9 protein-coding genes and 1 pseudogene are annotated in these 15507 nt (G+C 67.7%); 6 read left to right on the forward strand and 4 right to left on the reverse strand.

The window, feature by feature from the left end:
- Window positions 1-202 precede the first annotated feature (202 nt).
- From ACIQTU_RS10125 to ACIQTU_RS10135, 3 genes are all read left to right on the forward strand, one after another.
- Window positions 203-700: a helix-turn-helix domain-containing protein gene (locus tag ACIQTU_RS10125; protein ID WP_400546125.1), complete on the forward strand. Its 498-nt coding sequence runs from the start codon at window positions 203-205 to the stop codon at window positions 698-700.
- A 292-nt stretch (window positions 701-992) separates the two neighbouring features.
- Complete coding sequence (locus ACIQTU_RS10130; protein ID WP_400546128.1) at window positions 993-1640, forward strand: lasso peptide biosynthesis B2 protein; 648 nt, start codon at window positions 993-995, stop codon at window positions 1638-1640.
- Window positions 1640-3379: an asparagine synthase-related protein gene (locus tag ACIQTU_RS10135; protein WP_400546131.1), complete on the forward strand. Its 1740-nt coding sequence runs from the start codon at window positions 1640-1642 to the stop codon at window positions 3377-3379. The genes ACIQTU_RS10130 and ACIQTU_RS10135 overlap by 1 nt, the downstream gene beginning before the upstream one ends.
- A 24-nt stretch (window positions 3380-3403) precedes the next feature.
- Here the strand turns inward: ACIQTU_RS10135 and ACIQTU_RS10140 are convergent.
- From ACIQTU_RS10140 to ACIQTU_RS10155, 4 genes and pseudogenes are all read right to left on the reverse strand, one after another.
- A pseudogene (locus tag ACIQTU_RS10140) lies at window positions 3404-5818 on the reverse strand (prolyl oligopeptidase family serine peptidase); the annotation flags it as partial.
- 7 nt (window positions 5819-5825) lie between these two features.
- On the reverse strand, window positions 5826-8741 hold the full coding sequence (locus tag ACIQTU_RS10145) for a TonB-dependent receptor domain-containing protein (protein WP_400546134.1): 2916 nt from the start codon (window positions 8739-8741) through the stop codon (window positions 5826-5828).
- A gap of 94 nt (window positions 8742-8835) precedes the next feature.
- Window positions 8836-9807, reverse strand: a complete 972-nt coding sequence (locus ACIQTU_RS10150) for a FecR family protein (RefSeq protein WP_400546137.1) — start codon at window positions 9805-9807, stop codon at window positions 8836-8838.
- A 14-nt stretch (window positions 9808-9821) separates the two neighbouring features.
- On the reverse strand, window positions 9822-10493 hold the full coding sequence (locus tag ACIQTU_RS10155; protein WP_400546140.1) for an RNA polymerase sigma factor: 672 nt from the start codon (window positions 10491-10493) through the stop codon (window positions 9822-9824).
- A 400-nt stretch (window positions 10494-10893) separates the two neighbouring features.
- On the opposite strand from ACIQTU_RS10155, the gene ACIQTU_RS10160 reads away from it, so the two are divergent.
- The 3 genes from ACIQTU_RS10160 (at window position 10894) to ACIQTU_RS10170 (ending at window position 15464) form a co-directional block, all read left to right on the forward strand.
- Window positions 10894-11697, forward strand: a complete 804-nt coding sequence (locus tag ACIQTU_RS10160; protein ID WP_400546143.1) for a putative phage abortive infection protein — start codon at window positions 10894-10896, stop codon at window positions 11695-11697.
- 415 nt (window positions 11698-12112) lie between these two features.
- Window positions 12113-13723 carry a hypothetical protein gene (locus tag ACIQTU_RS10165; RefSeq protein ID WP_400546146.1) on the forward strand — a complete coding sequence of 537 codons (1611 nt, stop codon included), beginning with the start codon at window positions 12113-12115 and terminating at the stop codon, window positions 13721-13723.
- A 103-nt stretch (window positions 13724-13826) separates the two neighbouring features.
- On the forward strand, window positions 13827-15464 hold the full coding sequence (locus ACIQTU_RS10170) for a hypothetical protein (protein WP_400546149.1): 1638 nt from the start codon (window positions 13827-13829) through the stop codon (window positions 15462-15464).
- Window positions 15465-15507 lie beyond the last annotated feature (43 nt).

The raw sequence follows: 15507 nt of genomic DNA on the forward strand, positions 1-15507 counted from the left end.
TCATGCCTCCGTCGAGGATCGACGAAAACTATTGAACAGAGGCGCGCCTTCTCCAATGAATGAGAGAAACCAGCGTTCTTCGCGCCGAAAAAGGTCGCGCCCAGCGCCGGAGTTTGTCGTCGAGTGCGCCGGAAAACGGCGCGGCTTCTTTCTCGACGCCCGTCCGACCGGCCGATCCGGCCTGCAACCTTGGGGGTGGAGGATGGATGCGAAGACCAAGGGCGTTCCGCCCGCCGCCGCGCATGACAGCGCCCTTCTTTCACGCGCGCTCCGCTCGGTCCGCCGCCTGCGCGGCATGAGCTCGAACCAGACCGCAGAGGCCATGAATATGCCCCTGCGCACATACCAGAGGTTCGAGGCCGGACAGGCGCGCCCGAACCTGGACCACATCCACCGCTTCGCCCGGGCGACGCGAAGCGATCCTCACGCCCTCCTCATGGCGGTGGCCATAGGTTCGCCGGAGCTGGCGGCCCGCACCGCCGACAACCAGCTGGCCACGATCCTCGCCGTCGGCCTCCAGAGCTTCGACCTGGCCCTCGGCGACGGCGTCCGGGACCTGGACCCGCGCACCATCGTCAGCGCCGTCACCGCCATGTTCGACAGGCTGGCGGCGGCCCAGACCGCCCAGGCCGAAGCCCGGACCTGGATCCGCTCCGGCGCGGACGCCCTGGCCCGGGCCCGCCCGGCCCCGGGACGCTAGCGCCCTGTCCTGGTTAAGAAATATACTCCAGATATAGCTTCACCAGACGCCGATACGGGCGCTCACTGGGTCCGCCGCATTCCGCGGCGATCTGATCCAGGAGACTGACATGCAGACCCAAACGCTCAAACTGGTGCGCGTCGGAAGCGCACGCGATCTCACCCGCCTGGAGATCGACGGCAAGTATGTCGAAAGCGCTGGCCTTCGCACCGACTTCCCAATGTAGGCCCGGTCGGGCGGCTGCTCGTCGGCCGCCCGATCACCTCGCCCATCATCTCGTTTGAGCGCCCCCATGACCGGCCTGTCCGACGCAGACCTCGCCCCTGGCGTCCACCTGGCCCGACGGGACGAAGACGTCGTCGTCCTCGACCTGCGAAGCGACGCCTATATCCTGATCCCCGGCGCAGCCGACCTGTTGCAGCCGGTCCGCCACGGCGGCGGCGTCCAGGCGGAAACCGTGTTTCTCGATCAACTGGCCGCGGCGGGCCTTGTCGTCCCCGCCTCCGACGGCCGGCGCAGCCCCCTCATTCCGGCGAAACGCCAGGCGGCCCTGAACCTCTCCGCGCCGCCCTTCCAGCGCCTCCCCCTCTTTCTGCACGCCCTCGCGGCCACAGCCGCCTTCCGGCGCCGCGGTCTGGCCGCCCTGGTCGAGACCGCCGCGCGCCGCAAGGCCCGCGCCCGCCGGCGCGACCTCGAAGCCGCCATCCGCGAAGCGGCGGCCTTCGAGACGATCCGACCCTGGGCGCCCTTCGAGGGCGACTGCCTCCAGCGTTCCTGGATGCTTCATGATCGCCTCTGCCGACGCGGGCTCGAAGCCGACTGGGTCTTCGGCGTCCGCACCTGGCCCTTCTTCGCCCACTGCTGGGTCCAGATCGGCGACGTCGTCGTGGGCGACAGTCTCAACCGGGTCGGCGGTTTCACCCCGATCATGGCCGTCTGATGGGCGACTTCCTCCTCTGCAGCCGCCCGGCCAGGGCGGCTCTCGGCGAACGCCTGTCCCTCGCCGTCCGGGCCGAGGTCGAACGTCTGGGTTTCACCGTTCGCGTCCTGTCCCCGCTCGCCTGGCTGATCGTCTGGGGTCCGCGCCCGCCCGATCTGCGCAAGGTCGGCCCCTGGACCCTGATCGGCGACGTCTTCGATCGACGAAGCCCGGTCTTTCCCGCCATTGAGGATCAGGCTCCCCACGCCTGGGATCGCAAACTCCTGGCCCGGATCTGGGGCCGCTATGTCGGCGTCCTCCTGGCCCCGTCCGGAGAAGCCGCCGCCGTGCTTCGCGATCCCTCCGGCGCCCGCGAAGCCGTGATCTGGAACACCCACGGCCTGACCTTCATCGCTTCCGACGTGCCTGACGGCCTGGTGAAGACGGTCGCAGACGACTGGCGCATTTCAACGTCCCGCCTCGCCGCCGCCGTGCGCAATCCCCTTGTCCTCGGCGCCGCCCTGCCGCTGGACGGTCCGGTCGCCCTTCTTCCGGGAGAGATGAGAGATCTTGCGACCGACGAGACCCACGCCCTGTGGCATCCCTCCGACCATGTCCACCGTCCGGACCTGATCACGCTCAGGCCGCCCGAGGCCGCCGCTCGTCTGCGCGCGGCGATCGAGGAGGCCGTGAACGGCCTGGCCTCAGCCGCCGGAGCGGTCGGAGGCGAAATCTCGGGCGGGCTGGATTCAAGCATCGTTGCGGCCGCCCTTCATCCGCGTCATGAGGTCCGTCTCTGGCTGAACGCCACGGGCCCAGGCCCGGGAGCGGACGAGAGCCGGTTCGTCGACGCCCTCGAGCAGCGCCTCGCCATAACCGCGACCCGGTTCGAGCGTCGCCGCTCTCCCCTCGGCCTTGCGGCCCTGGAGGCCGCGCCCCAGAGGCTGCGCCCGTCGCTCGCCGCCCTCGACGGCGACTTCGACCAGACCTGGGCCGACCACTGCTCCGCCGCCGGCGTCCAGGCCCTCTTCACCGGCAAGGGCGGCGACGGTCTCCTGATCCAGCCCGCCTCGCCCGCCGTCTTCACCGACCTGTGGCGTCTCAGGGGCTGGCGCGCCCTGTGGTCCCGGGACCTGGTCCGGCTCGCACGCCTCAACGAGAGATCGGTCTGGACCCTGGTCTCCGCCGCCCGGTCCTGGCGTGGTCCCGCCGATCCGGCGCCCGGCGAGCTGTCCCTTTTCACACCGTTCGACGGCGCGGCGCCGCGCCATCCCTGGCTAAACGAGGCCGCCGCCTGGGGGCCGGCCAAGACCGTCCAGGTGCTCAGCCTCCTCCAGGGCCATGGCCTCCACGGCGCCAGCCGGCTCACCGCCGCCGTCGACGTCTTCCATCCCCTCCTGTCCCAACCCGTGATCGAGACCTGCCTGGGCCTGTCGACGCCCCAACTCACCCTGGGCCGCCGTGATCGCGCCCTCGCCCGATTGGCCTTCCAGGACCGGCTTCCGCCCGAGATCATCCATCGGCGCTCAAAGGGCGAGCTCACCGCCTTCTTCGGCCGGATGATCGCCGACGGCCTCGACGACCTGAGACCCTGGCTCCTGGACGGACGCCTGGCCGCCCTCGGCGTCATCGACCGCAAGGGCGCCGAAGCGGCTCTGACACGCGACGCCCTCATTCGTTGCGGCGACTATCCCGACATCCTTCTCGCCGCCCTGTTCGAAGGCTGGGTCCGCGCCTGGGACAAACGGCTGGAGCGATGAGGCCTCCGCCTCCTCGAGCGTCTCGTCCAGCCAGCGGAAGATCTGGCCGTGCAGATCGCGAAAATTGGCCGGGCTCGTCATGCCATGACCCTCGCCCCAGTAGGTGATCAGCCGCGCGCGTTTGCCGAGACGATGAAGGGCGGCGAACATGGCTTCGGACTGGCTCGCCGGCACATAGTCCCGGTCGGCCGTGATCAGCAGGACGGGCGCCCTGATGCAGGGCGCGTCCAGCATGGGGCTGGCCCTGGCATAGACGTCCGGCGCCTCCCAGGGCGGAACCTCCAGCTTCGCCTGGCCCTGTTCTGTCGCTCCGGCGGACTGGGTCCAGGCTGAACCCGGGTTGGGCCAGAGCCGGGCGACCGGCATGGGCTCCCCCCATTTGCCGAACATCTGCGTCGGCGCCGAGGACACCACATAGGTCCGGAACCGGTCGGTTCGCGCCGCCACGCCCAGAGCCCCATAGCCTCCGAAACTGTGCCCGTAGAGGGCCAGACGCGACCATGGCAGATCCGGCGCGGCCGCTTCCGCCGCATCGATCGCCAGATCCAGTCCTGCCCGGAAGTCGTCCAGCATTTCGGCCCGGTCGCTTTCGCTCTCGGCCGCGCTGGTCGGCGACAGCACGGCGTACTTCCCCATGGCCAGGACCGTGGCCAGCATGCCCGACCTCAGGCTCAGGGCGTCGGTCCACCGACCCGCATCCCCGCGTCCCGGATAGAAGTCGACGATCACGCCCCGAATCTCCGACGCCGCCAGACCGGGCGGCCGATAAAGGTAGCTGACCACCGGACGTCCCAGGCGATCCAGATGCGGCACGGGCATGGGCCGCGGCAGCTCGAGATCGGCGAAATCCGGATTCAACCTCTCCAGGACCCGGCTCCCTGAAGCCTCCTCCGCCGTCAGAACGGACACGCCCTGAAGGTCGCAGACAGCCAGGGCGCGGGCGCCCGCGACGGCCCGCACGCGGAGTTCCCCGTCGCAGACCCGGCTGGACCGCCATATTCGTCGACCGTCGTTCCCGTAGGCCGCCAATCCCCCCGCCTCGAACAGGGGCGACCACCCGCGTCTCGCCGCGCTGTTGGAGCGGCTGCGCACCGTGTCGAGCAGGTTCACGGGCTCGGCCGACCGCAATTCCGGCCCGGCTACCGCCAGAGGTTCGGCCTCGCCGGTCCGAGCCAGCCTCCAGAGCCGTCCGTCTGCGGCGAGACGGGCCGAATTCGCGTTCACCGCCGTCAAACGATCCGGAACGATAGCTAGCTTGCGTGTCACCGCCACGGGACCGTCCGGATCAAGCCGCCACCAGTCGAACCGATCGCCGTCCGGCTCCCGGGCGTAGAAGAGGAGCCGGTCTCCGATCCAGTCGACCCGCGCCGCTCTCAGTTCGTCCAGCGTCCGGCCCTTCTCTCTCGGCTCAAGCCTATGGACCTCGATCCGCCGCATCACTCCGTCGGTCGCGATCGCGGCCAGCCCGCCCTCACGCCAGGTCGCGCCTTCCCGCCGTCTCCAGATCACGATCTCCCTGCCGTCGGGAGACCAGCGCAGGAGGTGCGGCGCGACGTCCAGCTCCGCCTCCGGCTCCACGACCCGACCGGTCGCCGTCTCCACCAGCCGAAGCCGTCCACGGCGCAGGACCGCGCTCTGGACGCTTCTTTCCTCGACCGGCGACGGCGTCGCCTCCTCCTGGACCAGGATCGCGGCCCAGGCGCCGTCCGGCGACAGTTCAAAATCGCGAATGGAGCCCGTCAGCAAGGGGACGGCCGTTCCGTCGTCGGCGCTCGCCATCACCAGGGTCTGGACCTCCCACGACTCCTCGGCCGCGACGGCCGCTTCGCGCGTATCCAGAACCTGGCGCGACGGGAACTTCCCCTCCCGGCTGATGCGCCAGCGTTCCGCCATGACCTCTGCGCCCGGCGTCTGGAAGCGAAGCTGCCAGGGCGAGCGGCCGTCTGTCCTGACGCTGAGCAGGAACCGGTCCGCGCCGAGCCAGGCCGCGCCCGCGCCGTGCAGGGGCAGGTCGGGGGCCAGGCCCGTCCACCTCACCCTTCCGGTCCGTACGTCCGCGATCCCCGCCTCGGCGATCTCGCCGACCAGGCGATAGACGATCAACCGGGCTCCGTCGGGCGACCATGGCCCCTGAAGCAGGCCGGCCCCTCCTTCGTCCACCGGCAGCGGGGCGGCTCCAGTCTCCAGATCGGCGATCGTCAACACCCCGGCGCTCCAGGCCGAGCGCCAGTCGCGATCAAAGCGCGGTCCTTCATCATAAGGCCCCTGTCGCACCCAGGCGGCATGACGCCCATCGGGCGAGAGGGAGACGGCGCCGAAGCTGGACATGGAGAGGATGTCGTCGATCCTAGCCGGCCGCCTTTCGTCCGCCAGGGCGCCGGTCCACGACAGGCAAGCCAGGGCCATCCCCGCCAGGGCGGGGCTGTTCCATCTGATCATGTCGGACCTACCAGCGCTTGATCAGTTGCAGGGAGACGACCCGCCCCAGAGGGTCGGCGCCGCCCGGATCGAAGCCCACGCCCGAGGTCGAGTCGTAGAAGGGCGGATCGGCGTCGAAGAGGTTCTGGACGTTGAACAGGGCCCGAAGGCCGTCGCCCCGATCCCAGCCCAACTGAAGATCAGCCGTATTCCAGGCGTCGATCCTGGTCCCCTCCCGATCTTCATAGGCGGCCACATGGCTCCAGCTCATCCCGGCGAAGACCTCGCCCCGGGTCCAGGTTGCCCCGGCTCTCGACCTCAGCTTCGACGGATAGCCGACCAGGCCCCGGACGGAGCGCAGGGGCGCGGCCGGAGTATTCTGCTGATCATAGTCGAACAGGTACGAGGCCGAGACGTCAAACGTCAGTTCACCCGCGCCAAGGCGCACCGGCCAACTGCCGGCGAAGTCCAGACCGCGCACCTCCACGGCGGCGGCGTTGACCCATCGTCCGTCGAGGATCGCGCCGTAGGCGTCGGGGGGATAGAGGCCCGCGGCGGGAAAGCCGGGCGCCTCCACATAGGATCGCACCAGGGCCATGTCGGCGGGATTCCCCGCCGGATCGACGAGGCGCACAAAGGGCGCGAGGTCCGGATTCGTCAGGGCCGCCTGGAGGTTCTCGTTGATCGGCTGATTGATGCGGTCGGAGAAGCGGATGTCGAAATAGCCGAGGCTCAGCCGCCCGCCGCCTTCCGCCCGATAGTCGAACCCCGCCGTCCAGGTCTCGGCCGTCTCGGGCTTCAGATCCGGATTGCCGCCGTAGAGGTAGATGCTCGTCACCCTCAGGCCGTCGGATCTCGGCACGGTCGTCATGGTCGCCGCCGAGGCGTCGAACATCTGGGTCAGGGCCGGCGCCTTGAAGGAGGTTCCCCAGGAGGCGCGCAGGTTCCATCCCTGCGCGGGCGACCAGACCGCGCCGATCCTGGGATTGGTCGTGGATCCGAAGTCGTCATAGTCCTCGATCCGGACCGCGGCCGTCACCTCGAGACGTTCCAGGCCGCGCCGGGCGTTGGCGCTCCCCACGATCGGCAGACGGGCCTCGACGAAGCCCGCCTGCACCTCGCGATCATGATCCGGTTCGCGGTTCTCGCGCGGCGCGGCGGTCGAGGTCAGGGTTCGGGCGCGGCTCGCCAGACTCTCCCGCCTCGCCTGGTAGCCGACAGCCAGATCCAGATCACCGCCCGGCAACCGCATGAGCGGCCCCCGCGCCAGCAGGTTGGCCGAGCCCGCGCGATTGCGCAGAAGGCTGTGTGAATAGCCCTGGCTGATGAAGTCCAACACCGCCCGGTTATTGGCGGCGCCCGCGCCGAACGGATTGAAGTAGCCGTCGCGCAGACGATCATAGGCCGTCGCGGGATTGTCCGGGCCGTTGCCGAGCGCCTCGGCGAGGAAGGCGCTGTTCACGACCTTGAAGGTCAGGTTCTCCGCCCTCTCCTCCGCTAGTCCCAGGTAGCCGTCCAGCGACCAGCCCGCGCCGAGGTCATAGGCCCCGCCGGCGGTGACGCCGAGACTGCGTGAAACGCCCTTTCTCCGTGTCGGCCCCAGGTCCCCATAGAAGGAATAGGCGATCAGATGCTGGGCCGACCCGTTGGGCGAGATGAAATGCGGATTGGCGGCGCTTACGGCGAAGACCGTGCTCGTCGGCGCGTTCTGCATGCCGTAGACGCGACGGCTAAAGCGAACGTCGGCGCTGGCCTCGAAGCGGCCCCCCAGATCCTGGGCCACGCGCCCATAGAGGCTGTCCCGCCTGACGTCGGGCGTCAGGTCCGCCCCGGACAACAGGGCCGTCCCATTGGCCTGTCCTGCCGCGAAGTCCGCTGCCCCCTGGGCGGTTCCCGACGGGCCGGGCCGAATGGCCCATTGGGCGGCGAAGGCCCCGCCCGAAGCCGCCACGATATTGCCCGGGTAAGCGAACAGACCCCGTCGGTCATGCCCGCCGAAAGGACGCAGGTCGCCGTCCGCCGTATAGGACCGATCCAGCATGTTCAGCCCCTTGGCCGCCTGATGCTCATAGGCGACATAGGCTGAACCGCCGTCCCAGCTCTTCCCGGCCAGATGCGAAACCGTGAGGTCCTCGCCGCCGCCGCGCGCGGCGCCGACCCGCAACCGGCTTTCCTGACCGTCGAACGCGCGCCGCATGACGATGTTGACCACCCCGGCCACGGCGTCCGAACCATAAAGGGCCGAGGCCCCGTCAAGCAGGACGTCCACCCGGGCCACGGCCGCCGAAGGCAGGGCGGAAGCATCGGCGAAGGCCCCGCGCGATCCGGTCCCGGCCAGCCGCCGCCCGTTGACCAGGGTCAGGGTCGAGCCCACACCCAGGCCGCGCAGGTTGATCCCCGTGGCCAGGGCGCTGTTGCCGCCCGCGGGATCGGCGAAGCCCAGAAGCGCGCCCGGCGTTCCCGAACCGGCGTAGTTCTGAGGGAGGTCGGCCAGGACGTCTGCGACCGAGCCTCGCCCACGCCGGTCCAGGGCGTCACGATCCAAAACCAGGACCGGCGACGACAAGGGGCCCGAGCCGCGCAGCAGGCTGCCCGTGACGATCACCTCCCCCACCTCCGTCGCCTCTTCCGCAGAGGCTGTCGCCGCCCTCACCACATAGACGCCCGGCCGCGTCTCCACCCAGACCAGGCCCGTCCCCGCCAGTAGACGGTCCAGCGCGACGGAAGGCGCAAAGGCGCCGCTGAGCCCGTTCGATCGCCGCCCCGCGACCAGGTCGCTGGTGAATAGGATCTGCCGGTCGCTCTGCACCCCGAAGGCGGTCAGGGCGTCGCCCAGGGCGCCCACCGGAATATTAAAAACCCGCGTCTCCTCGGCGGAGGCGGGCGAAGCCGCCGCCAGACAGGCGGCCGCGGCGGCGAAAGCGAAGATAGTCGATCGATTCATCTCAGGTCTCCCCCTCGACGCCTCGTGGCGTCAGGAAAGAGACGCCCGAGCCCCCGGACGACCCCGGCGCTCGACGATGAAAAATTTCGCCTTCCTAGCCCGACGCCCCCGTCAGCCGGACCGAACCGTCCGGTTCCGCAACCGGCCGGACGCCCAGGGCCTGGGCGGCGGCGGCGACGAAGGCCTCCCGGTCCCCGGTCCGGAACACGCCGTTCACCGCCCGCCCGTCCGCCGCTGCCGGATCGAGCAGGATTTTGTCGGACAGGTAGCGGTTCACCTCGGCCACGGCGGCCGGCAGCGGCGTATCCCTGAAGACGACGCGCCCCTCGGTCCAGCCCGTCTCGGCCCCGACATCGACCGCCGCCGTGACCAGGCCGTCCGCCCCTACCCGCGCCTGCCGGCCCGCGGCCATGCGCTGGGCCGACCCGCCGCCGCTCACCTCCACCAAGCCGGAGACCAGGGTCACGCGAACGTCGCCGGCGTCGCGACGGACATCAAAGACCGTGCCGAGGGCCGTAACCCTGGCGTCGCCGGCCGTCACCACGAAGGGCCGTCCGGCGTCATGCGCCACCGTGAACAGGGCCTGACCTTCGCTCAACTCCACCAGACGTCGATCCCCGTCGAAGCGAACCCGCACCTTCGAAGCCGTGTCCAGGCGAACCGAAGATCCGTCGGCGAGCCGGATCAGGCGCGCCTCTCCCACCCCGGTGGAAAAGACGGTCCGCGCCTGCAGCCAGAAATTGAAACCGCCCGCCAGCGCGGCTGCGGCCCCGACGGCCGCCAGCCCCCAAAGCAGGCGCGGCCGTTTCCCTCGCCGCGCACTCCGCGACAGGGCCTCCTGCAACGCCGCCGCGACCTGCGGGTCAGAGCCCAGGCCCGGGCTTTCCGTCCAGACAGCCTCCACCCTGCGGTAGGCTTCGGCGTTCACGGGCGACTGGCGCCAGGCGAAAAAGGACTCGATGGTCGCCGCATCAAGGCGGCGCCCGCCCAGGCGAGCGTGCCATTCGGCCGCTTCTATATCGGCGGCGCTCGCGCGCGCCTGGGTGCGGGTGTTCGGACCGGCCATGCGATACCCCATCCTTAGCGCCGGAGCTGGGCGGCGCAGCGAGCCAGGGCCCGGGTCATGCGCCACTCGACCGTTTTCTGACTGATGCCGAGCTGTTCGGCGATCTGACTATTGGTCAGGCCGCCGACACGAGACAGCAGAAAGACATCTCGGAGGGATTGTGGCAAGTCGAGCACGATCTGTCGCAGGAAGACGGCTTCCAGTTGATCGGCTTCAGCCTGAACCACCGGCGGGGTCACGGCGACGAAACGGTCCGCAACGGCCCTGCGCCTAGCCTGGCCCACAGCGAGATTGGTGGCCACCCGCAAAAGAAAGGCCTTGGGCCGCTGGATCGCCTCCACGTCTGCGCAAGCCGCCAGCCTCAGCCAGGTCTCCTGGGCGATGTCCTCGCCGCTTTGACCGGAGAAGCGCCGCCGGATCTGCGCCGCCAACCAACGGTCGTACCGCGCATGCCAGCCCGCGAGAATTTCCGCCGACCTCGCTTCCGATCCCGTCCTGCGCTCCGGATCTGCGCCTTCCGCCTTGGCCACATCCGTTCCTCCAAAGGCGTCAGGGACGGCGAACAGCGCACATGGAAATCCTGCCGCCCACGCTGGAGCGCTCCGCGCTTCCTGAAAGGGAAACGCCGGCCGCAACGGCTCACGCACGCCCACGGGCGCGTCCTGACCGTCGTCATTGAGAAACATCGCAGGGGATTCCACGCCCCTGTCGGCCTCGGCCGACAGGGGAATCGTGACCGATTTGATTCAGACGCGCAAGATCGCTTCCCTTCCGCCCCGGCAGAGAGGGGGACGGGCGTTGGAACCTTGCGAGAAGGCCCGGAGGTTTCAGAAGAGGTCCGACCGGTCGCCGGCTCGCGCCGACGCCCCCCGGTCTTGGGACCCGCGCCTATCGATCCGGCGCCCGTTCCCATGAGCTAAGCCCTGACGTCAGGACTGACAACCGGACATGCGCGCTAGAGCCCGTCATGCCGACGGAAGCGAACAAGGGTTGGTCAAGCTTCACCGTCGCAATAGAAGGCTGCATACGGAATCAGTCCTGTCACGCAGCGGCTCCGAAACCCGCCATGGAGCGCGACCAGACATCATGAAACACCTCAAGGTCAGATATGTCGCGGTTGGCGTCGTCGTCTTCTTTCTCGGATGGGCGCTTTTCGTCAACAGATCGGGTAGCGGTCACTATCTCTTCGGTTCCGGCTGGGACTTTACGGTCACCGGACAGCTTGGAGATTCCTTCGGCGTCGTGAGCGCGGTCATGACCTCGTTGGCCGCTATTTTCACCTATCAGACCATGATGGTCGCCAGAAAACTGGCCACGGACGAAAAGACGGAAAACGAGGCGCGCGACGCCGAACGTCAGAAACGTGACGCTCAAAGAGACGCCGACCTCACCTATTTCCGCTTGTTGGAGGCGCGCGCCCAGCTCCTCAACGCCATCGAAATCGGAAGCAATCGCGGCAACAAGGCGACAGGTCAGCTCGCCGAATGGATCCGCGACCACAACAAATATCACTCGCCAAAGAAGAGCGACGCGGATCTATACGCCAGCGTTTACGATGAATTTCGAAACTCGCTCGGACATTATTTTAGATTCACCTATCACATCGTCGTTCATGTGACGGAAAACCTGAAAGATCAGAGCTACAATAAACTACGGATCCTCAGAGCCCAGCTGTCAAACTCCGAGCTTGTTCTACTCGCTCTGAATTGCGCCTACGGAGAAGGCCAGAAGAAGTTCAAACCGCTCGTCGAAAGATATGCGCTGCTTCACAATATCGACCCAGCCGATCGTATCCGCTTCAATCTCGACAACCATTTCAAACCCCGCGCCTTCGGTCTTCCTGCGAGGAAGGGCGGCAAGGTCGCCGGCGGGTCGAAATCTAAAGCCTGAAGACGGCCTTAGCCGCCTGAGAATGGGGCGCGGGCGTGGAATCCTCCGATGAAGAGGCGCGTTTATTCGATCCCGGCCGCGTCCGATGCGCGCTGGCGCGCATCCCCCGGACCAAAGCCGATCTCTATTCACGACGTCCCGCTGACGCCCACCTAGAGGCTAAAAGTCCAAAACCTCAATCCCGCCCGGCCCGCCGCCGAGCGCGACGCCGTAAGCCCGACGCCGTTTCCTCGCGCATCAGGGCGCGAAACCGCAGCCAGACGGCTTCGATCCGGCTGGGCGCCCGGCTTGAGCGATCATGCAGCCCGATCGCTTCAGCCTCCAGCCTCCCGGCCAATTCGCGCTCTTCCTCAGGCGTCACCGGCAGCTCCCCTTCCAGCTTGGCCGTCAGCCATCCCCTGCCTATCCTTAGCCCATGGAGAGAAGATCGGGGAACAGCAAGATTGGCGGACTGAGGGCTTCGCGACTTAGGCGCGACCGCTATCGCAAGAAATACGTCGACCTGCTGCGCACCTCGGACGAGGAAGACCTTTGTCGCCAGGTCTGGGCCGTCAGCCTGCTTCAGGAAGGCGAAGTCAACATCGCCGCACGGCACCTCAAGATCCCGCCGGAAGCTCTAGGCGCCAGACTGGGCGAGCAGCATCATATTCCCCCCTGGATTCTCGAGGCGCTCGTTAACGAGCGGCTCATCCTGCCGCCGCAGCGCCCCAGACAACGGCAGGGCCTGAAGCAGGTTCTCAATCAGGAGACCTTCAGCTCCATTCTTCTGGTCGCCCGGCTGTTGCGTGCGGCCGAGGATGCGGACCAGGGCGTCCTTCTCGGCCGCCTGGACGTGATGAAGGAGTTGCCCCGCCTTATTCATCGGCAGTTTGAATGGGGCCGCGGCTGCATGACCGGGCCGCAGCTCTATCGCTGGGCCTATCTCTACGGCGGCGAAAAGACCCGCGCCTGGTTTGAGGCGAGGCATGGCCTGACGATCCCCGATTTCATGCTGGTCGGGATCGGGCTGAGCATGCGCTTTCGCCAATACCTCGACATCAGGCCAAGCATCGACCTGGCGCCCATCGGCCTGTCGCCGGTCGTCGGTCAGGCCGCGCTCCAGCTGCTGGCCCTCCCGTTGGCCGAAGCGCGCCTTGCCGCCACACGACTTCGTACGCCGTTCCAACGCTCTCTTTATCGCCCGAGCGTGCTGCGCGAGCGTCCGGTTCTCGCATTTGGCGAAGGCGACAGCACCCGCCTGCGCGCGCCCCTCCCCGACCTGGTCCTGCTGCGGGTCACCGCCGGCCTTTTCTACGACCTCGTCGGCGCGCCTTCGGATCTCAGAAATGAGATAGCGGCCCGGTTCGAGACCTATGCCCGCGATCTCCTGAACACGAGCCTCAGCGGGCTGACCTTCGCTCGCGGCGGCAAGTATCGTCTGGGAAAACGAGAACTCGACGCCCCGGACGTCGTCTGCCGTCAGCCCAACGGCGTCGCGGCCGTTTTCGAATGCAAGGCGCGAAAAATGCCCTTCAGCGCCCGCTACAGCGAAGCGCCGGAGGACGAAGCCGGCGTCAACGAACTGGTGAAGGGCGTCACGCAGCTCTGGCGCTATTTCGCTCATTATCGCCTGGGATTTCTTCCCTCCGAAATCATCCGCCCTGACGCCGTGCCCGTCCTGCTCACGCTGGAGAACTGGACGCAGATGAACAGCGATCTTCAGATTGCGATCCTGAACCGCGCGCGAGCTGCGACCGCGTCGGATCCCCATATTCGTGCGGAAGACCAGCGCCCCATAGTTTTCGCCTCGATTGAGGACATCGAAACCACCCTGTCACGAACCGACGCGTCCGGCTTCCTCCAGGCCTTGGCGCAGGCCGCCCAAGAGAAGTTCACGGGCTGGATGCTGCCGAACCTGCACCGCACCGTGGAGGGGGATGCAGAGCGCCCCTACCCTCTGGCCGATCGGCTGGGCGAGGTCCTTCCCTGGTTCAAGGACCTAGGCCTTGAACCAGATCGAGACGCAGCCTGCCGTCTAAGTTCTTAACCTCCAAGGGTTTATGATATTGACGCCCATCGGTTGATGGCGCGATATCCGGCGCGGCCTGCGAAACGGCGGCCTTTTTCTTCGCCAAGCATGGACCGACGTCATGGACGCCTCACGCCCGCTCGACCTGCCAAGCTCACCACTTCAGTTCCATGTTCCCGGGCTCGGCGACATCCTTATCGACGCCGCTCACCCCGACTTCCTCGGACGGTTCAAAAAAATCCGAACCGACGACGCCGTCGCGACCTTCAGACAGATCTTGATCACCGAGGCTGAAGCCCTCGCTCCCGCGCCCTCGCCTTGGGCCGAGGCCGTCGACGCGCTTTCCCAGCCCCAGCTCGAGGCCGGCGCCCGCGCCTTCATCGAAGCCGCCGGCGATCTCTTTCGTCCTCGCCTGATCGAAATGGGCGGGCGTGTGCGCAAGCGCCGTCCAGACGAAGCCTATGACATGACGCCACAGGAAGGCGAGAAAGACGTCGTTCGCCTCCTTCGCCTTCTGGACGCCGCGCTCCAGGATCGCCGCAACGACAAGCGTCTCCTGCCCCCGTCTACGCTACTGTCCGATGCGGACCGCATCTCGAAGATCATCGGCGCCGCCAACGCCCACAGGGGAATCACCCAGGCAATGCAAATCGGCCGATTCGCCGAGGCCGCGCGCTTGTCCGCCCTGGCTCAAAACCAGCCCGCGCTCCGCCTCGCCCAGGCCGCCCTGGACACGCCCGGCATGAAGGCCGCACAGGCGCTCGCCATGCAGAGCGAGACGCGCCTGGGCGGCCTCGCCGCCCGCAAGGCGCAAGCGATGCTTAACTTGCCTGAATTGGCCGCGCTTCCGGCCTACGAGGCGCGCCTCCGGTCCGCCGGCCTTCTGGCCGCACATCCGTCAAATTGGACAACGGGCCTTCTTCAGGGCGGCGTCTATCGCCAAATGATCGAGGCCGCGTCCAAGGCGTCGCTCCGCTCCTCCCTCCTGCGGGATCGGGAGGACTGGCTGAAGACCCTCAACAGCTCCCTTCATCTCGGCCTCTCGTCCAGCCTCCTCACAGCGGCTGCGGCCGCCGCCGCCGCCAACCTGACAGCTTCCGCCGCGCCGCCGGATTTCGACCTATCCGCCGCCTACATGCGCCCTGGCTGGCAGGCCGCCGCGGCCGCGGCCATGACGGAGCAGGCCTTGCGTGCGCCCGGCGCCGCCTTGCTGAGGGCCTATGAGGAGACGACTTCCTCCGACGCGCCCGTCTTCGAAGCGGCGCTCGCCGGCCTCCATGACATCGACGCATCGGAAAACGACCTGGCCGAACGGCTGGCCTCCAGGCTCGAGCAGCTCTGGCTCCTTTTCAGGGACAACACCTCGGCCACGACCGACAGCCTCCGCAAGGTCGGGCTGGCGGAGCTGATCGCCCTGATGGTCAGCGTCGCCACCCTATTCATCGCGGCCCAGGGCGCGACCTCGGCAGACATCGAGGCCTCCACCCGGGAGATTGTCACGGCGATCAGAGACGAAGCTGAAAAGACCCGCGCTGAGGCCGCAGCCGATCTTCACAGCCTGCGCTGCGTCGACAGCGAAACCGGCCTGATGTCCGCACCCCACCCGGAATCTCAGCTTCTTCGCATCCTCTCGCCTCATGAGGTGCTTCGCATCACCGACCAAAAGGACGAATGGCTGAAGATCGACGTCTATGATCATCGCGGCGATGTCATCTCGTCAGGATGGGTCGATCAACAACGCGTTCGCCACATTCCTTGAGCCAGCCCTCCGAAGGAAGCCTCCCAATCGACACCCGCTTCAT

Origin of the sequence: Brevundimonas sp. NPDC090276 (assembly GCF_044772165.1) — a bacterium.
Classification (GTDB): Bacteria; Pseudomonadota; Alphaproteobacteria; order Caulobacterales; family Caulobacteraceae; genus Brevundimonas.

Coding starts and splice junctions, on each gene's coding strand:
- ACIQTU_RS10125 (WP_400546125.1), top strand. CDS start 203: ATGGATGCGAAGACCAAGGGCGTTCCGCCCGCCGCCGCGCATGACAGC.
- ACIQTU_RS10130 (WP_400546128.1), top strand. CDS start 993: ATGACCGGCCTGTCCGACGCAGACCTCGCCCCTGGCGTCCACCTGGCC.
- ACIQTU_RS10135 (WP_400546131.1), top strand. CDS start 1,640: ATGGGCGACTTCCTCCTCTGCAGCCGCCCGGCCAGGGCGGCTCTCGGC.
- ACIQTU_RS10145 (WP_400546134.1), bottom strand. CDS start 8,741: ATGAATCGATCGACTATCTTCGCTTTCGCCGCCGCGGCCGCCTGTCTG.
- ACIQTU_RS10150 (WP_400546137.1), bottom strand. CDS start 9,807: ATGGCCGGTCCGAACACCCGCACCCAGGCGCGCGCGAGCGCCGCCGAT.
- ACIQTU_RS10155 (WP_400546140.1), bottom strand. CDS start 10,493: ATGTTTCTCAATGACGACGGTCAGGACGCGCCCGTGGGCGTGCGTGAG.
- ACIQTU_RS10160 (WP_400546143.1), top strand. CDS start 10,894: ATGAAACACCTCAAGGTCAGATATGTCGCGGTTGGCGTCGTCGTCTTC.
- ACIQTU_RS10165 (WP_400546146.1), top strand. CDS start 12,113: ATGGAGAGAAGATCGGGGAACAGCAAGATTGGCGGACTGAGGGCTTCG.
- ACIQTU_RS10170 (WP_400546149.1), top strand. CDS start 13,827: ATGGACGCCTCACGCCCGCTCGACCTGCCAAGCTCACCACTTCAGTTC.